The organism is Dehalococcoidia bacterium, from assembly GCA_035310145.1.
Classification (GTDB): Bacteria; Chloroflexota; Dehalococcoidia; order CAUJGQ01; family CAUJGQ01; genus CALFMN01.
Genome location: DATGEL010000083.1, coordinates 1 through 16506 on the forward strand (window position 1 = coordinate 1; position 16506 = coordinate 16506).

Sequence of the window (16506 nt, forward strand, 5' to 3'; positions counted from 1 at the left end):
CGGGGCGAACCCCCTGTCACCCCCAAATCTGGCGCGGCCGGTGGCCGCGGTGCTTGCACCGTCGGGCTTCCGCCCTTCGCCGGCCAGCTCCGCTGGGCGTAGGGGACACGCCCCCTGTCACCCCCGCTGGGGTGGCTGGCGCGTTGATTCCATTGCCGGGCTTGCGCGCCAGTTTGGAGCGTTCCGACCGTCGGACGCAGAGATGGCCTTCACCCGCGGATTCAGTATCCGGGGCAGATCGCGCTCATGTCGAATCGACGCTCAGCCGCCGCGGCCGCGGGCGGCGACGCCATCGCGGGCGGCGCTTGCTTCGAGCAGGCCGGGACGCGGTGTCGCTTCCCACGCGGGCAGGCCGGCGATCAGGCCGGCGACGCTGGCGACGGCGTAGTCGTGCGAGTGCGAGAGGCTGATGTCGATCGTGCTGAGGCCGAGCTGCTCGGCGCGCTGGCGGGCGTTGCCGTGCAGCAGCACCAGCGGGTTGCCGCGGCGGTTGGGCAGGATCTCGATCTCGCGCCAGCCGATGCCGCGCACGCCCGTGCCCAGCGCCTTCATCACCGCCTCTTTGCCGGCGAAGCGCGCTGCCAGCTCGGCGACGCGGCCGCGGCAATGCTTGACCTCGCCGGACGTGTAGACGCGCTCAAGAAATCGCTGCGGGTGCCGTGCCAGCACCGCCCGCACGCGCTCGATCTCGATCACATCCACGCCGACGGTCATCGCCATCAGGATCGGGCCCCCGGCAGCTTCTTCACGATCTTGGCGCCGTTCTTGAGGCTGTCGAGATAGTCGGAGCGCGCCTGGCCTTGCTTCTGCGAGGTGAGCTGCTGCTTGATCTGGTCTTTGACCTGGTCGATCGTCTGGCCTTTGAACTGCGTGTCCTTGTTCTGGTCGAAGAACTGCTGGACGTCGGCATCCGTCACCTGCGCCTTGTCGGCCGTGAGCTTGTCCAGCAAGATATCGATGCGCAGCAGGTCGCGCGCCTCGAGCTCCGTCAGGTGCTGCGCGGCCAGCGCCTGCTGCCAGGCGTCGTCGGAGCCGAGCTGGGCCTTCGTCTCCTTGACCTTGGCGTCGATCTCATCGGGCGTGGCGCCGACGTGCTTCTTCGCCGCGTCGTTCTCCACCAGCCGCGTGTTGATCAGGTTGTCGAGGATGTCGCCGCCGTCGCCCTGGGCCACCGCCTTGTCGTAGTCGGCGCGGGTGATCTTGCTGCCGTCCACCGTGGCCACGGTCGGGCTGCCGCTGTGCGATCGCCACTGGTAGATGTTGCCCGCCGCCAGGGCGATGATCGCCACGGCCGCCAGGCCGGCCAGCGCGTAGAACAGGCCACGCCGCACGACGACGATGCGCTCTTCCACCTGCTCTTCGTCTTCACCGCCAGCCGCGTCCTCGTCGTCCGGCGCATATTCGGCCGCAAGCGCCTCGTCTTCTCCCTCGGCGTCCGCCGGTTCGTCCGTCAGCTCGGTGGGCTCGTCCACCACGGCGTCCACCACGTCCGGCTCGGCGGCGGCGCTCGCCATGGTCTCCGTCGCGGTCGCCGCGTGCTCGGCGGCGTTCCCACCTTGCCGGACGGCCGCGGCCATCTCCTCGGCCGTGCTCACGCTGCCCGCGGCCTGCGTCTGCTCAGCGTCCTGTTCCGCCACACCTTCCCCCAATCCCTGACCAATGCCGCCCGTGCCCCAACGGCACGCGGCAGTGAGCCTGCTCCGCTGGTAGCTTAGCAGAGCGCCGCGCCGTTACCTGCCTCAGCGGCGCGGCGCCGCGCGCAGGGCTGCCAGGATCTCCTCGCCGTACGTACGCAGCTTCCAGGGACCGAGCAGGCCGCCGGCCGAAAGCGCCGCGGCATCGGCGGGCGGCGCCGCGGCCAGCGCCTTCAACACGCTATTGCCGACGATCACGTCGCCCTCGACCTTGCGTTGCGCGGCGCGGGCGTTGCGCCAGGCGCGCAAGGCGTCGTAGCGGGCGAGCGCGGCCTCGTCCGGCCGGCCGCCACGCGGGGCGCGAATGGGCGGCTGGCCCGCCGCGCGCTGCACCGCGGCCAGCAGCGCCCGGCCGTAGCGCTGTGCAATGAAGGGCGAGACGCCGGGCAGCGCCGCCAGCGCCTGCTGCGTGCCCGGCCCCGCCTGCGCGACGGCGATCAGGGTGTGGTCGGGCATCACGCGGAAGGGCGGGCGGTTCAGGCGCCGCGCCTGCTCGTCGCGGAACTGGTACAGCTCACGCAGGATCGGCCGCTGCGCCGGCTCAAGATCGTAGGCGCCCTTCACGCGCCAGAAATCGTCCGGGTCGAAGCCGCGTTCCGAGGGCGGCGTGGCGGCGATGCGGGCGAACTCTTCCGCGGCCTCTTCTTCGTGGCCGCCGGCGTGCAGCTCGCGGCCAAGCTTCTCGCGCAGGGCGGGCAGATAGTGCGTGTCCATCGCGGCGTAGTGCAGCGCCTCCGGCGGCAGCGGGCGCTGCGCCCAGTCGTAACGCTGGTACTTCTTGTCCAGCGTCACGCCGAAGGCGTCGCGCAACAGATCGGCCAACCCCCAGCGCGGATAGCCGAGGATGCGCGCCGCCACCATCGTGTCGAACAGGTTGGCGAAGCTGAAGGCGAAGTCGCGTTTGAGCACGCGCACGTCGTTCTCGCCCGCGTGCATGATCTTCTCGACGCCGGCAGCGGCGAACAGCGCCGCCAGCGGCGCCGGGTCCACCGCCAGCGGGTCGATCAGGTAGTCCTGCTCGGCGGACGAGATCTGCAGCAGGCAGGTCTGGTGCCAGTAGGAATGCAGGCTGTCGGCTTCGGTATCGACGGCGATGCTGGGCAGGCGGCCCAGGCTGGCCGCGGCCTCGGCCAGGGCACCGGCGCTGCGGACGATGCTCGGCGCCACCGCCTAGCCGCGCCGGCCGCTGAGCCGCTCCACGGGCACAAGCGTGGGCACGGCCAGCTCGTGGTCCACGGCGAAGGCGCGGCCCTCCCGCGTGTACCCCTTGACGTGCGAGCTGCCCTGCCAGCGCGCGACCATGGCGCTGGCGTACACATCGCCGCAGATCGGGCAGGGAATGGTGCGGCCGAGCGGAATCACGTCGTCGGCCGCGGCGATGCGGTCGCTGCAGCAGCGGTTGACGGCGCCGGGCGCCCCGGCCTTCGGCGTGAGCTGATAGTAACCGCCGAGGTCTTCGATGCGGCATTCCAGCCGCGCCGCGCCGACGTAGACACTACCGTCCGCCGCGTACTCGATCGGCTCGCCGCAGTAGACGCAGGACCAGGCGCCGTGGCGGCCGTAGCGGTGAATCGTCTCGAAGAAGTCGCGCTCGGTGCAGGAGGGGATCACGGTCGGCTCGGCCGCCGCCGTGCGCCCGGCTGCTTCGCCGCCCCTGGCCATGCCGTCCTCCCGCCGCGCGCCTCGCGGCCGCCCCCATCGTAGCCGGACCGATCGTGCGCGGCAACGCGCCTGTTCCTGGTTTTGCAGGCGAAGCCCGTCCCTTCTCTTCATGTCACGTATCATGAGTGTCCTGAGCATGGCTCGTCCCCATGACGCGGCTCGTGCTCGGCCCACCCCGCGTCAGGCCAGGGCGCCCCGCAACCGTGGGGGACTTCCCCTGCAGGCACGGCCCGACGCAGCGGTGCGAGGCGCGCCAGGACCCCGCCGCGGCGATTCCTGCCGCGGCGGAGCCTTGACGCCGAGCAACCGTCGCGTCACGGATCAGTCCGCCGCGGCGTACTCCAGATCCTCCGCCGGATCGCCCGCTTCGGCCGGCTGGGCGCCGCGGGCGCGGCCCATCAACGCGAAGGCCGTGGCCGAGCCGAGCAGCAGCAGCACGGCGCCCACGCGCAGCACGTCCACCATGGCGCCGGAGAAGGCGGCCTGCAAGGCGCCGTGCACCCTCACTGCCAGCTCCGCGGGCAGTTGCCCGGCGCTGCTGCTCGCGGCCTGGGCGCCGCTGTTCAACGCCGTCGCCACGCTTGCCGGCAGTCCGGCCTTCGCCGTCTCCGTCACGAGGCCGCTGTGGTAGGCGGGGTTGAAGATGGCGGCCATGACGGCGATGCCGAAGGTGCCGCCGACCTCGCGGCTCATGTCGTTGATGCCGGTGGCCACGCCGCTCTTCTCACGCGGCACCGCATTCAGCACCGCCGTGCCGATCGCCGGGAAGACGAGCCCCATACCGAAGCCGAAAATCGGGAAGGCGACGACAAAGTTGTTGTAGCCGGCGCGTGGCCCCATCAGTCCGGCCCAGAGCAGCACGCCGACGCCCGCCACGGCCATGCCCACGCCCATCGGCCAGCGCGGCCCGATCTTCTCCGCGAGCTGCCCGGAGAGCGGCGCCCCGACCATGATGCCCGCCGCGATCGGCAGGATGCGCAGGCCGGCGCCCATGGCGCTGTAGCCGAGCACGTCTTGCAGATAGATCGAAGCGTAAAAGAACGAACCGAACATGCCGAGGCTGACCAGGAAGGAGACGGCGTTCGCGCCGCTGAAGCTGAGGTTGCGGAAGAAGCGCAGGTCCACCATCGGCTCACCGCCGCGGTTCATGATCGAGAGCTCGGTCACGATGAAGGCGAGCACCAGCGCCGCGCCCGCACCCAGCGTCAACACGTTGTTGCGCGTGCCCCAGTCCCAGCCCGTGTTGCCCGTCTGGATCAGGGCGTAGATGATCGCGAACAGCGCGGCGCTGCTGAGCAGTGTGCCGGCCCAGTCGATGCGGCCTTTGCTGCTGGTGTCGCGCGACTCGTGCACCGCGTACAGCGCCAGGCCGGCCACGAAGATGCCGATCGGCACGTTGACGAAGAAGACGGCGCGCCAGGAGACGTGGTCGACCAGCACGCCGCCGACCACCGGGCCGAGGGCGATCGCCACGCCGGAGATCGCGCCCCAGATCGAGATCGCCAGCGCCCGCTCGCGGCCCTCGAACGTTTCGTTGATGATAGCGAGGGTGAGCGGGAAGATCGCGGCGCCGCCGATACCCTGGATGGCGCGGAAGGCGTGCAGCGCGTTCAGGTTGGGCGCCAGGCCGCAGAGGGCCGAGGCGCTGGTGAAGACCACCAGGCCGGCGACGAAGACGCGCCTGCGGCCGAGGAGATCCCCGAACTTGCCGCCCGTGATCAACAACGCGCCGAAGACCAGCGAGTAGCCGGAGACAACCCACTGCAGACCGCTGATGCTGGTGTGCAGGCTGGTCTGGATGTGCGGCAGGGCGACGTTGACGACGGTGTTGTCCAGCAACGCCATGAACAGCGCCAGGCTGAGGGCGGCGAGCGCCCACCAGCGACGCGGATCTGGCATTGCGGCCGGCGCGGGCCGGCCGGTGACGAGCGCGGTGCTCGCTACCGCCATAATCGAACCTCCTGTTTACGCGTGCCGCGGGCGGGGAGTCGCGGCTGCTCCTGTCAATTTACAAGTAAACAGATACTTGTTTAACGGGCTGTGGTGCGTAGTGCCGAGGGCTATGGGGCCGGCGCCGCCCCGTACAAGAGTCTGCTATGGCATGTAAACAATTGCTTGACTATACTGGGGCCGGAGGCAGGTTGAACATGAGCAGCGCGAGCGGAGTCTCTGCCGTTGGAGCACCCGTGCTGGGCCTGGCGCACGTGCGCCAGCGCGACGCCGCCGCCACGCGCGAGCGCCTGCTGGCGGCGGCGGAGGCGCAGTTCGCGGCGCACGGCCTGGCCGGCAGCCGCGTGGACGAGATCGCCCGCGCCGCCGGCGTCAATGTGCAGCTAATCTACCGCTACTTCGGCGACAAGGCGGGCCTGCACCGCGCCGCCTTCGACCGCACCCTCGGCCGCCTGGCCCGGCACCTGGACGGGCCGCTGCTCGACGGCGGCGCGGGCGCCGACCCGCGCGCGGCGTTCACCCATCACATCGGCCGCTACCTGGACTTCGTCTGGAACGATCCGACCTACGCGCGCCTGGGGCTCTGGGCGCTGGCCGAGGGCACGGACCCGCACGACGGTGAACACGGCTCCGGCCTGGCCGAGCTGGAGCGCCAGTCCGAGGCCGCGGTCGCCTCCGGCATCGCCAGCGGCCTGCTGAAGCCCGAGACGGCGGCCGATCTGTTCTGCACCACGCTGATCTCGCTCTCGCTCGGGCAGTTCGGGCTGATCACCACCTGCGGCGTCTGCGGCGGGCAGTCGCGATTACAGGCGCCCGGGCAGCGCGAGCTGCTGCGCGACGTGGTGGTCGGCGCCATGCTCGGCGCCTTCGGGCGGTAGGCTCTACGCCTCGGCGGCAGCAGGAGCGAGGCGGCCGGGCTGCCCCAGCCAGCGGCTCATCTCCTCCGCCGGCATCGGCGGCGCCACATAGTAGGCCTGGCCCGCGTCGCAGCCGAGCCTGGCCAACCGCGCCCAGGTCTCGGCGTCTTCCACGCCTTCGGCCACCACCTGCAGACCCAGCGCGTGCGCCAGCTCGATCGCCGAGCGCACGATCACCGCGTCGTTCTCGTTCGTCGCCATATCCAGCACGAACGACTTGTCGATCTTGATCTCATCGACCGGCAGCCGGTGCAGGTAGGCGAGCGAAGAGTAGCCGGTGCCGAAGTCGTCGATCGCGATGCGCACGCCCGTGCCGCGCAGGTGCTGCAGCACGATCAGCGCCGCGTCGGGATCGGCCATGATGCTGCTTTCCGTCAGCTCCAGCTTCAGGCTGGCGGCTGGCAGGCCGTGCTCGCGCAGCAGGGCGTCGATCAGTTGCGGCAGGTCCGGGTCGTGCAGGTTGCGCGCCGAGAGATTGACGGCCAGGCCGGTGTTCAGCCCCTGCCGTCGCCAGGCGGCGCACTGCCCGATGCCGGCCGTCAGCACCCAGCGCGTGAGGTCATTGATCAGCCCGGTGCGCTCGGCCAGCGGCACGAACTGGTCGGGGGTGAGCAGGTTGTAACGCGGGTGCTGCCAGCGCACCAGCGCCTCCACCCGGGTCGTATGGCCGGTGGCGAAGCGCACCACGGGCTGGTAGTGCAGCAGCAGCTCGTTGGCGACGATGGCGTGGCGCAGCTCGCTGAGCAGGGCGAGGCGGCCGGGACTATGCCAGTCTACATCCGGGCTGTAGAGGGCCATGCCGGCGCCGCTGCGCTTGGCCGCGTACATGGCGATGTCGGCGTAGCGCATCAGGTTCACCGCGTCGCCCGCGTGCTCCGGGTAGAGCGCGATGCCGATGCTGCCGCCGACATCGAGCCGGTAGCCCTCGATCACGCAGGGCCGCGCCAGCGCCATCAGCAGCTTCTCGGCGGCGATGTGCGCCGTGGCGGCGCTGGCTTCGGGCAGCACCACGGCGAACTCGTCGCCGCCGAGCCGCGCCACCGTGTCCGATTCGCGCAGCACCTGCGGCAGCCGCCGGCCGACCTCCCGCAGGATCAGATCGCCGGCGTGGTGGCCGAAGGTGTCGTTGATCTCCTTGAAGCGATCGAGGTCGAGGAAGAGCAAGGCCAGCGAATCGCCCTGGCGCTGGGCCACGTGGATCGCCTGCTCCAGCCGGTCCTGCAGCAGCGTGCGGTTGGGCAGGTCCGTCAGCGTGTCGTGCAAGGACAGCCGTTCCAGGTCCTCGTCGGCGCGATGGCGCTCGCTGACGTCCTGCAGGTAGACCGAGATGCCGTCGTCCGCGGCATGGGCGTGGATCGCAAACCAGGCGCCGGTGGCAGGCAGGCTCTCTTCGAAGTGGACGGAGATCCCCTCGGCCGCGGCCCGCTGCAGCTCCTGAAAGAGCGCGGTGGCCCGAAACGCCGTGAACTCCTCCCAGATCGAGCGCCCGGCGAGGTCGGCGCGGGCGCGGCCCAGCAGCCGCTCGGCCCGCCCGTTGACGTAAGTGAAGCGCCACTCGCGATCGAGCGCAAAGAAGGCGTCGCTCATGCGCTCGAGCACGGTGGCGACGCGCGGCTCCGCCTGTTGAACGCGGTGTGGCTGTTCGGCGGGGCGGGCGGGCTGTTCCGCGCCGGTGCGCCCGCGCTCGCCCAGCTCGTGTACGATCGCGATCACATGGCGGGCCGGCGCCTCCCCCGCCGCCAGCGTGATCTCGATGGCGATCGCCGCGCCGTCTTTGGACCGCACGGTGAGTGCGGTCGGCGGGCCTGTGTCGATCGGCGTGCCCGCCGGCTGCCCCGCATTGAGCCGCAACGGCAAGAGCTCATCCAGCCGGAGACCGAGCGCCTCGCTTGCACTGCGGCCGAAGATCGCCTCCGCCGCCGGGTTCCAGAGCAGAATGCGGCCCGAATCCGCGTCGGCGACGATCACGCCCTCGCAGATGCGCGAGCTGAGAAGCCCAAAATCAGCGTCTCCGGGCTGCACGGTGGACGCCTCCGCAGCGCGCCGGTAGGACGGCGCGACCGGCGCTTTCATCGCTATCGTACAGGAAAGCGCAAGCCGGGCGTGGCGCCATCGGTTACGATCCGGGAACGGCGGCGGCCGATGGCTGCACGGCGCGGCCGCGTGCGGCACAATGGAGGCGCGACCGCCGGCGTACGGCCGGAGAACGCGCATACCTGGAGCGGACGCAGGAAGGGGCGCAGGACGCCATGGCCATGAATGAAGGGCTGCGGCAAGAACGGCACGAATCGCGGCTCTCGCACTTGCTCAGCGGCCGGCTCGCGCTCGCGGGGATCGCCGTCGTCGCCCTCGTCGTGTTCGTGTTGCAGAACCGGCGCACGGTGCGCATCGATCTGCTCTTCTGGCACGCCAATACCAGCATCGCCTGGGCGCTGATCGTGGCCGGGCTGCTGGGCGTGGCGGCCGCCCTGCTCTTTCCACGCCTGCGGCGCATGCTGTAGGCCGCCGGCGCGCCGCGCCACGGGAGGTCGGCCCTGCGATGGACAAGGAGCCATGCCGTGTCGGTGTACTGTGTTGCCGAAGTCGACGTGACCGATGTCGAAGGGTTTGCTCCGTATAGTACGGCTGTCCCGGCGACGATCGCCCAGTACGGCGGCCGCTACCTGGCGCGTGGCGGTCGTGTCGAGTCGCACGAAGGCGGCTGGCAGCCGAAGCGGCTGGTGATCGTCGAGTTCCCGAGCATGGAACAGGCGCTCGCCTGGTACAACTCCGCGGAGTACCGCGATCTCAAAGCGATCCGCCAGCGCTGCGCGGAGACGAAGTTCGTGATCGTCGAGGGCGTGAGCTGAGCGGAACGGGAGTCTTCATGCTTACTCCCGAGACGCTGCCCTGGTCCCCGGCCCAGCAGGCCGCGCGCCGCGCGAGCGAGCGGGGCGATCCCGGGTTGGAGCGTCCCCGCGGGCGTCGGAGGATATGAGGGCGATCACCTCCGGCAGCGTGGCGATGATCTGCTCCGGCTGGGCGGGGCCGCGCGGGTAGGGCAGGTTCAGCGCTTCGGCGGGGCGCAGCAGCACGGCACGCAGCCCGGCGGCGTGGGCGCCGGCGATGTCGAGGTCGGGCGTGTCGCCCACAAACAGCGCCTCGGCCGGCGCGCAGCCGGCGAGGCGCAGCGCCGCGCGGAAGATGCCCGCATCCGGCTTGCAGGAGCGCGCCGCCTCGCTGCTCAGCACGAAGTCCACGTGCGCCTCCAGCCCGCCGAGCATCACCCACGCGGCGAGCTGCGCCTCGTCCTGGTTGCTGACGATGCCCAGGCGCAATCCACGCCGGCGCAGCTGCGCCAGCGTCTCGATCGCCCCTTCGCGCAGGGCGAAGCCGGCCGCCTGCCGCGCATCGAACGCGGCCACGGCCCGCGTCACCTGTTCCTCGTCGAAAGCGAGACCCAGCGCCGAGAAGCCGGCGCGGTAGCCCTGGGCAAACAGCTCGCGGTGCAGATAGAAGGGCCGCGGCGCGTACTCGCGGAGGGCCCCTCCGATGCCGGCGCGCACGGCCTCGAACATCGCCTCGGCCGCGACGCCGAACCAGCCGGCGACCTCGGCGCAAGTGGCCCGCGCCGCCGCCTCCAGCGTGCCGAAGGTGCAGAGCGTGCCGCCGAAGTCGAACAACACCGCCCTGATCGGGCCGCTCTCGTTCACCTATTCCTTGTCCATTCGACGTCCATTCGACTGCTCCGCAGGTCTCAGGGGGCAAGCCCCCTCATACCCCCAGCACGATTGCGGCTTCGCCGCGTTGATTTGACTGTCGCCTTCCTTGAATCGTGCTCCCTCATAAACGCGAGGTCGCCGCGCGAGCCGGTGTAGACCGTGAGGTCGATCGCCCGCCAGGTCTCGGGGGTGAGGCGAAAGAGCAGGCGCGGCTCGCGGCGCATGTTCGCCAGGAACGCTTCCACACTGCCGCCGGCGGCGCCGACGTATTTTTCGGCCAGCAGGCGCGAGATCGGCCAGATATCCGTGTCCTTCGCCTCGACCGGCGCGGCGCTGCAGTCGACGGCGACGTAGCGCGTCTCCGGCTCGCGCTCCTCGATGCAGAGCGAGACGCGCGGATCCGTGAAGATGTGCTTGCACCAGACGCGCGGATAGGTGCCGCTGAGCCAGAAGGCTTCATCCCGCCAGAGGAACCAGACGGGAAACTGGTAGGGCCGGCCGTCACGCCGCAGCGTGCAAAGCACGGCGATGATCGGCCGCTGGAGGAACGCCGCGAGCACGTCGGGCTTCATGCGCGCCATCTATCTGCTCCTGCGCAGCGCGGCTGCCGCGCCCCTGAACCGTGCTCAGGCAGGGCCGGCCAGCGCCGTCTCGATCTGATCGAGGTGCTCATGTTCGTGCGCGACGATGCCGGCGGCGATCTCGTGCAGCGTCTGCGGCCCGCGCGCCTCGTGAATGCCGGTTCGGCTCCAGGCCTGCTCCGGCAGCCATGCCAGCGCGTGCAGCAGCTCCTCCCGCCGGGCGACGAAGCCCCGCACGAGCGCCGCCACCGGCAGCCGCACGTAGTCGGCAACCTCCATCCAGTCGCGGTCGTCGAAGGCGGCGAGAAACGGCTCCTCGCGCACGGCGATGTACATCAGCCGCGGCGCGATGATCGCGTCGGCGGCGCGCACGTGCGCCAGCGTCTCCGCCGCCGACCAGCCGCCGGCGAGACGCGGCCTCCGCCATGCCTCTTCCCGCTGCGCCCCTGCCAGCGCCGCCAGCCGTTGTGGTGTCTCACGCAGCCCCGCGAGCAGCGCGGCGATCTCGTCCGGGTTCATGCGTCATCTCCTGGCTGACCTGGCGCGGCGCACTCGCGGGCCGCCCCCATGATAGCGTGCGCGGCGCTGGGCGGTTGCCGCCGCGTCCGCTACGGTAAGGGCTGCGGCACGCGCTGCGCGCCTGTTCTCGGCAGTCTCACGCTGGAGTGTTCCATGCGCCTGTCACGGCTCTTCGGCAAGACGCTGCGCCGGCCGCCGGCCGAGGCCGAAAGCGCCAATCATCAGTTGCTGCTGCGCGCCGGCCTGGTGCAGCAGACGGCGGCCGGCATCTACAGCTTTCTGCCGCTCGGCTACCGCGCCCTGCGCCGGATCGAGCAGATCGTGCGCGAGGAGATGGACGCCGCCGGCGGCCAGGAGCTGCACCTGCCCGTGCTCAGCCCGGCCGAGCTGTGGGAGGAGAGCGGCCGGCTCGCCGAGATGGGCGGCATCCTGATGACGCTGCAGGACCGGCGCGAGCGCACGCTGGTGCTCGGCCCCACGCACGAAGAGGTGATCACCGATTTGGTGCGGCGCCACGTGCAGAGCTACCGCGACCTGCCGCAGCGGCTCTACCAGATCCAGACGAAGTTCCGCGACGAGGCGCGCCCCCGCGGCGGCCTGCTGCGCGGGCGCGAGTTCGTGATGAAGGATCTCTACAGCTTCGATCCGGACTGGGAGGGACTGGACGCGAGCTACGCGGCGATGCTGGCGGCCTACACGGCGATCTTCGCGCGCTGCGGCGTGCCGGCCGTGCCCGTGCTGGCCGACTCGGGCGCGATCGGCGGCAAGGAGTCGCAGGAGTTTCTCTATCTCTGCGAGGCCGGCGAGGACGAGGCGCTGATCTGCCCCAACGGCGACTACGCCGCCAACGCGGAGAAGGCGGCATTCCGCAAGCCGCCGCTCGCCGCCGAGGCGCCGCGGCCGCTGGAGCAGATCGCCACGCCCGGACAGAAGACGATCGAAGACCTTATGGCGTTTCTCGGCATTCCCGCCACGCGCACGCTGAAGGCGGTGTTCATGGAAGCCGACGACGCGCCCGTGTTCGTCGCCATCCGCGGCGACATGCAGGTGAACACGGTGAAGCTCGCCAACGCGCTGCACGCGGCCGAGCTGGCGCCGATGGACGAGGCGGCGGTGAGACGGTACGAACTGGTGGCCGGCTCGGCCGGGCCGGTGGGGCTGGCCGGCATGCGCATCGTCGCCGACGAGGCATTGCTCGCTTCGCCCAACCTCGTCACCGGCGCCAACAAGCCCGACCTGCACCTGCAAAACGTCAATTACGGCCGCGACTGGCAGGCGGAGATCGTCGCAGACATCGCGCTGGCCCGCGCGGGCGACGCCTGCCCCGTCTGCGGCGCCGGCTTCGCGCTGCGCCGCGGGCTGGAGCTGGGCCACATCTTCAAGCTGGGCACCCGCTACAGCGAACGCATGAACGCGCGCTTTCTGGACGAGCGCGGCGAGCAGCAGCCCTGCATCATGGGCTGCTACGGCATCGGCATCACGCGGCTGCTGGCGGCGGCGATCGAGGCGAACCACGACGAGCGCGGCATCGTCTGGCCGGCGGCCATCGCGCCCTACGCGGCGCACATCGTGGCGCTGAACGTGGACCGGCAGGAGGTGCGGCAGGCGGCCGAACGGCTCGACGCCGACCTGCGCCTGGCCGGCGTCGAGGCTCTGCTTGACGACCGCGTTGAGGCGGCCGGCGTGAAGTTCAACGACGCCGACCTGCTGGGCATGCCGCTGCGGCTCACCGTCAGCCCGCGCAATCTGGCGAACGGCGCGGTTGAGATCCGCCGCCGCGCCGGCGGTGAGACGGAGCTGGCGCCGCTGGACGCGGCGGTGACGCGGGTGAAGGCGCTTGCCCTCACCCCCGTCCCCCTCTCCCAATCCTGGGCGAGGGGCGATGGGCGCAGCACGACGCGGCCGGCGTCAGGTTAACCGTAAACCCGTCGGAACGCCCTGCGCAGGATCGTCTCCTTCCCCCAGGATTGGGGGAAGGAGAGACGAGAGGATGAGGGCCGCGTCCACCGCCCGCGCTCAGACGTGCTGGTCGTAGCGGGGCGCTTCGCCGCCGCGCATGCCGCGGTGGCCACGGCTCAGATCGCCCAGGTGCGAGGTGTCGTTGACGAAGCGGATGCGCGGCCGGCCCATGCGCACGTCCACCCACGAGACCGAGGTGTGATCGATCGAGAACGACATCCAGCCGGCGAAGGGGATGCCCAGCAGGTGCAGCAGGATCGCGTTGATCGTTTCGCCGTGGCAAACGACGACGACGTTGGTCTTCTCGTCGCGGTGCCGGTCCCAGACGTGCTCGACGAAGGCCTCGGTCACGCGCTCGTAGAAGGCGTTCGGGCCCTCGCCGCCGAAGGGCGCGTAGTCGAGCAGCGGGCTGGGATTCTTGTAGTACTCGGGCCAGCGCTGCCTGCGCTGCGAGAACGGCGTGCGGCCCAGGTCGCCGGATCGACGGCGCCGAGCCCCGGCTCCTCGATCGCTTTCACGCCGGCGGGCGCGGCGATCGCCTGCGCCGTCTCCTGCGTGCGCTTGTAGGGCGTGGTGATCAGGTGGTTGATCTTGAGCCTGGCGAAGCGCTCGCCCACCCGCGCCGCCTGCTCGCGGCCCAGCGCCGAGAGGGGAAAATCGGTCTGCACGGCGTCCTCGGGAATCTCCGACTCGCCGTGCCGCACGAGATAGAGGTCCATGGCGCTCCCTTCGGTCGCGCGGGTATCGGGTCTGGGGTATAGGGTGTAGAGAGGGGCAGGCCACCCCACACCCTGTACCCCAGACCCTGAACCCTAGCGCGGCGGCATGCGCAGGGCGGCGTCGAGGCGGATCGTCTCGCCGTTGAGCATCGGGTTCTCCACAATCGCCTTCACCAGCGCCGCGTACTCGCTGGGCAGGCCCAGGCGGTGCGGATGGGGCACGTCCTTCGCCAGCGCCGCACGCACGTCCGCCGGCAGGCCGGCGAGCATCGGCGTGTCGAAGATGCCCGGCGCGATCGTCATCACGCGGATCTGCTGGCTGGCCAGGTCGCGGGCGATCGGCAGCGTCATGCCCACCACGCCGCCCTTCGAGGCCGCATACGCCGCCTGGCCGATCTGGCCGTCGAAGGCCGCCACACTGGCCGTGTTGACGATCACGCCGCGCTCGCCGTCGACCGGCTCCTGCGCCGCCATGCGCGCCGCCGCCACGCGGATCGTGTTGAAGGTGCCAATCAGGTTGATCGTGATCACGCGCGAAAACTGCTCCAGCGGCAGCGGGCCGTCGCGCGAGATCGTGCGGCCGGCCGTGCCCACGCCGGCGCAGTTGACGACGATGTGCAGGCCGCCGAGCTGCTCGAACACCGCGGCCACGGCAGCGGTCATCTGCTCGCCGCTGGTCACGTCGGCCGGCGTCCAGATCGCCTTGCCGCGGCCGGCGCTCAGCTCCGTGGCGACCTGCTGGCCCGGCTGGCTCGACAGGTCCACCAGCGCCACCGCGGCGCCGTTTTCGACCAGCAGCTCCGCCGTGGCGCGGCCGAGCCCCGAGGCGCCGCCGGTGATCAGCGCCGCTTTGCCCCTGATGTTCATACTGCCTCTATCAGTCCTTTCGCGTGCGCGGCCGGGGAACGAGGGAGCCAGGAACGAGGAGCAGGGCAAGAACGTCCCCTCTTTCCTTGTATGCGCCGGCCGCTCACTTGATCGCCACGGCGTTGGGCGGCGAGCCGATGCCGCCGGGCACGTGCAGCGGCGCGCTGGCGAGGAAGCAGTCGTAGACACGATCCTGCGCACAGGCCGCGGCCAACGCTTCCAGATCCCACATCTCGCCGAAGGGCATGCCCAAATACGCGAGGGCGCGCACGTGCAGCCAGCCGGTGGCCGGGTCGGTGGGGTTGAACTCCACTGCCGGGCTGTCGCCGGCCACGGCGGCGATGCGGTGGTCCCACAGCCAGGCGGCCATCGCCATGCTCGCGTCGAGGCCGGGGAAGGCCATCTCGCTCTGCATCCGCTCGCGCGCAGCGCGGTCGGCGGCCAGGTAGTGCTCGGTCCAGCCGCTGCGGATCAGCAGGATGTCGCCCGCCCGCACCTCGACCTTCTCCACCTCCGCGACTTCCTCCACCAGCTCCGGCGGGATACGGAACGGTGTAGCGGCGTCGATCGGCTGGCCCTTCGCCCGCTGGTGGCGCGCCACGTCCAGCAAGACGGCCCGGCCGCAGATGCCGCGCCGCGCCCAGTGCTCGATGCCGTTGCGCTGGCCGGTGCGCACCTGTTCGCGCGTGGCGAAGTTGTAGAAGCCGTAGCGCGGGTGTCCGGCGTGCGCCAGGCTGTCCCACTGGCTGGAACGCTGTGGGTAGAAGTTGTCCAGCCAGTCGTCCATCGCCACGCCGCCGGCCATCTCCACCACGCTGTGCGTGTGGGCGCCGCGGCCGAAGAGCGGCGGGTCGGGCAGGTCGATGCGCCAGTTGAGGCCGAAGCTCACCCCCGTGCGGATGCTGGCCGCCGCGGCCTTGACGCGCTCCGGCGTGAGGAAGTTGACCGTGCCGAGCTGGTCGTCCTTGCCGAAGAGGCCCCAGTTGGTGCCGCGCGGGGCGTCGGTGCGCTCGGAAAGCTCCGCGTAACTCGGCAGGCCGTCCGGTGGGGGAAGTGCTGCTGCCATGGCGGCGCTCCTTCGCGGCCGGCGGCGCCGGCCTTGTTCACAGTAGCGACAATAGCGGCGCACGCCCGTTCACGCACGCCCTGCGAGCGGCGCGGCAGTTGCCGTAAAGCTATGTTGCCTGCCCGATCGCCCCTGTAAGCTAGGAGAGCACAGGCGGGCGGCGCCGGCGCGGCCGTGGTGCGCCCGTGCGGGAGGCCGTGTGCCGCGCTTCGGGCTGCCGATCGGCGAAGACAAGTTCTACAGCCTGCTGGGCCAGGCCGCGGACAACCTGGTCGCCTCCAGCGCCCTGCTGGTGGAGACGATGGCCGACTTCGCCCACCTGCAGATGCGCGCCGAGCGCATGCGCGAGCTGGAGCACCAGGGCGACTTCCTCACGCACCAGATGATGAACCAGTTGCAGCAGAGCTTCGTCACACCGATCGACCGCGAGGACATTGCCCACCTCGCCCAGGGTATGGACGATGTGCTGGATCATATCGAGGCCGCCGTCACGGCGCTCTGCGACTACGAGATCCCGGAGCCGACGCCCAGCGCCCGCGACATGGCCGACGTGATCCAGCGCGTGAGCGCCGCCCTGCAGCAGGCGATGGGCTTCATCCGCCGGGCGGACCTGCGCTCGGTGCTGCCGATCACCGTCGAGATCAACCGGCTGGAGAACCAGGGCGACCAGCTCTTCCGCGCCGCCATGCGCGATCTCTTCCTGAACGAGCGCGACGTGCGCGACATCATCAAGTGGCGCGAGGTCTACGACGAGCTTGAGGCCGCGACGGACAGCGCCGAGGACGTGGCGAACGTGATGGAAGGCGTCGTGCTGAAGTACGGCTGAGCCATGCCCGGCGCCGCTCTGCGGCGGCCGACGGTTCGAAACCGC

17 protein-coding genes and 1 pseudogene are annotated in these 16506 nt (G+C 70.8%); 5 read left to right on the forward strand and 13 right to left on the reverse strand.

The window, feature by feature from the left end; translation table 11 throughout:
- Positions 1-261: 261 nt before the first annotated feature.
- The 5 genes from acpS to VKV26_15645 all read right to left on the reverse strand — a co-directional run bounded on the left by acpS (position 262) and on the right by VKV26_15645 (position 5306).
- A complete protein-coding gene (acpS, locus tag VKV26_15625) occupies positions 262-720 on the reverse strand; it encodes a holo-ACP synthase (GenBank protein ID HLZ71330.1) in 459 nt (152 codons plus the stop codon).
- Positions 720-1637, reverse strand: coding sequence for a SurA N-terminal domain-containing protein (locus tag VKV26_15630; GenBank protein ID HLZ71331.1), 918 nt, complete (start codon positions 1635-1637; stop codon positions 720-722). Before VKV26_15630 ends, acpS begins: the two co-directional genes overlap by 1 nt.
- A gap of 102 nt (positions 1638-1739) precedes the next feature.
- On the reverse strand, positions 1740-2861 hold the full coding sequence (locus VKV26_15635) for an HRDC domain-containing protein (protein ID HLZ71332.1): 1122 nt from the start codon (positions 2859-2861) through the stop codon (positions 1740-1742).
- Positions 2862-2864: 3 nt separating this feature from the next.
- Positions 2865-3356 (reverse strand): hypothetical protein, encoded by a 492-nt coding sequence (locus tag VKV26_15640; GenBank protein ID HLZ71333.1) that lies wholly within the window; start codon positions 3354-3356, stop codon positions 2865-2867.
- A 321-nt stretch (positions 3357-3677) separates the two neighbouring features.
- The gene (locus tag VKV26_15645; GenBank protein HLZ71334.1) at positions 3678-5306 is read right to left on the reverse strand and encodes an MFS transporter; all 1629 of its coding nucleotides are present in this window, start codon (positions 5304-5306) and stop codon (positions 3678-3680) included.
- Between the two features lie 197 nt (positions 5307-5503).
- Here VKV26_15645 and VKV26_15650 point away from each other — a divergent pair, with 197 nt between their 5' ends.
- On the forward strand, positions 5504-6184 hold the full coding sequence (locus VKV26_15650) for a TetR/AcrR family transcriptional regulator (GenBank protein HLZ71335.1): 681 nt from the start codon (positions 5504-5506) through the stop codon (positions 6182-6184).
- Between the two features lie 3 nt (positions 6185-6187).
- Here VKV26_15650 and VKV26_15655 read toward each other — a convergent pair whose 3' ends face one another.
- A complete protein-coding gene (locus tag VKV26_15655) occupies positions 6188-8245 on the reverse strand; it encodes an EAL domain-containing protein (GenBank protein ID HLZ71336.1) in 2058 nt (685 codons plus the stop codon).
- 227 nt (positions 8246-8472) lie between these two features.
- Between VKV26_15655 and VKV26_15660 the strand changes: the two genes are divergently transcribed.
- Together VKV26_15660 and VKV26_15665 are read left to right on the forward strand one after the other, a co-directional pair.
- Complete coding sequence (locus tag VKV26_15660; GenBank protein ID HLZ71337.1) at positions 8473-8724, forward strand: hypothetical protein; 252 nt, start codon at positions 8473-8475, stop codon at positions 8722-8724.
- A 57-nt stretch (positions 8725-8781) separates the two neighbouring features.
- On the forward strand, positions 8782-9072 hold the full coding sequence (locus tag VKV26_15665; protein HLZ71338.1) for a DUF1330 domain-containing protein: 291 nt from the start codon (positions 8782-8784) through the stop codon (positions 9070-9072).
- A 21-nt stretch (positions 9073-9093) separates the two neighbouring features.
- On the opposite strand, the gene VKV26_15670 is transcribed toward VKV26_15665, so the two are convergent.
- The 3 genes from VKV26_15670 to VKV26_15680 are packed head-to-tail and all read right to left on the reverse strand — an operon-like array spanning position 9094 to position 11024.
- Positions 9094-9915: an HAD family hydrolase gene (locus VKV26_15670; GenBank protein ID HLZ71339.1), complete on the reverse strand. Its 822-nt coding sequence runs from the start codon at positions 9913-9915 to the stop codon at positions 9094-9096.
- Between the two features lie 44 nt (positions 9916-9959).
- Positions 9960-10505: a TIGR03618 family F420-dependent PPOX class oxidoreductase gene (locus VKV26_15675; protein ID HLZ71340.1), complete on the reverse strand. Its 546-nt coding sequence runs from the start codon at positions 10503-10505 to the stop codon at positions 9960-9962.
- 45 nt (positions 10506-10550) lie between these two features.
- Positions 10551-11024: a DinB family protein gene (locus VKV26_15680; protein HLZ71341.1), complete on the reverse strand. Its 474-nt coding sequence runs from the start codon at positions 11022-11024 to the stop codon at positions 10551-10553.
- A 153-nt stretch (positions 11025-11177) separates the two neighbouring features.
- Between VKV26_15680 and VKV26_15685 the strand changes: the two genes are divergently transcribed.
- Entirely contained in the window at positions 11178-12941 is a 1764-nt protein-coding gene (locus tag VKV26_15685) for a proline--tRNA ligase (protein HLZ71342.1), read from the forward strand.
- 99 nt (positions 12942-13040) lie between these two features.
- On the opposite strand, the gene VKV26_15690 is transcribed toward VKV26_15685, so the two are convergent.
- The 4 genes and pseudogenes from VKV26_15690 to VKV26_15705 form a co-directional block, all read right to left on the reverse strand.
- Positions 13041-13454 (reverse strand): histidine phosphatase family protein, encoded by a 414-nt coding sequence (locus VKV26_15690; protein HLZ71343.1) that lies wholly within the window; start codon positions 13452-13454, stop codon positions 13041-13043.
- Positions 13427-13702, reverse strand: a pseudogene (locus VKV26_15695) (histidine phosphatase family protein). The gene VKV26_15690 and the pseudogene VKV26_15695 overlap by 28 nt, the downstream one beginning before the upstream one ends.
- Positions 13703-13795: 93 nt before the next feature.
- The gene (locus VKV26_15700; protein ID HLZ71344.1) at positions 13796-14569 is read right to left on the reverse strand and encodes a 3-hydroxyacyl-CoA dehydrogenase; all 774 of its coding nucleotides are present in this window, start codon (positions 14567-14569) and stop codon (positions 13796-13798) included.
- 103 nt (positions 14570-14672) lie between these two features.
- On the reverse strand, positions 14673-15635 hold the full coding sequence (locus VKV26_15705) for a cyclase family protein (protein ID HLZ71345.1): 963 nt from the start codon (positions 15633-15635) through the stop codon (positions 14673-14675).
- Between the two features lie 199 nt (positions 15636-15834).
- Between VKV26_15705 and VKV26_15710 the strand changes: the two genes are divergently transcribed.
- Positions 15835-16461 carry a DUF47 family protein gene (locus tag VKV26_15710; protein HLZ71346.1) on the forward strand — a complete coding sequence of 209 codons (627 nt, stop codon included), beginning with the start codon at positions 15835-15837 and terminating at the stop codon, positions 16459-16461.
- Positions 16462-16506: the final 45 nt, after the last annotated feature.

Excerpts from the sequence above, each read along its gene's own strand:
- acpS (HLZ71330.1), bottom strand. The coding sequence starts at position 720 with ATGGCGATGACCGTCGGCGTGGATGTGATCGAGATCGAGCGCGTGCGG.
- VKV26_15640 (HLZ71333.1), bottom strand. The coding sequence starts at position 3,356 with ATGGCCAGGGGCGGCGAAGCAGCCGGGCGCACGGCGGCGGCCGAGCCG.
- VKV26_15645 (HLZ71334.1), bottom strand. The coding sequence starts at position 5,306 with ATGGCGGTAGCGAGCACCGCGCTCGTCACCGGCCGGCCCGCGCCGGCC.
- VKV26_15650 (HLZ71335.1), top strand. The coding sequence starts at position 5,504 with ATGAGCAGCGCGAGCGGAGTCTCTGCCGTTGGAGCACCCGTGCTGGGC.
- VKV26_15660 (HLZ71337.1), top strand. The coding sequence starts at position 8,473 with ATGGCCATGAATGAAGGGCTGCGGCAAGAACGGCACGAATCGCGGCTC.
- VKV26_15675 (HLZ71340.1), bottom strand. The coding sequence starts at position 10,505 with ATGGCGCGCATGAAGCCCGACGTGCTCGCGGCGTTCCTCCAGCGGCCG.
- VKV26_15680 (HLZ71341.1), bottom strand. The coding sequence starts at position 11,024 with ATGAACCCGGACGAGATCGCCGCGCTGCTCGCGGGGCTGCGTGAGACA.
- VKV26_15685 (HLZ71342.1), top strand. The coding sequence starts at position 11,178 with ATGCGCCTGTCACGGCTCTTCGGCAAGACGCTGCGCCGGCCGCCGGCC.
- VKV26_15700 (HLZ71344.1), bottom strand. The coding sequence starts at position 14,569 with ATGAACATCAGGGGCAAAGCGGCGCTGATCACCGGCGGCGCCTCGGGG.
- VKV26_15705 (HLZ71345.1), bottom strand. The coding sequence starts at position 15,635 with ATGGCAGCAGCACTTCCCCCACCGGACGGCCTGCCGAGTTACGCGGAG.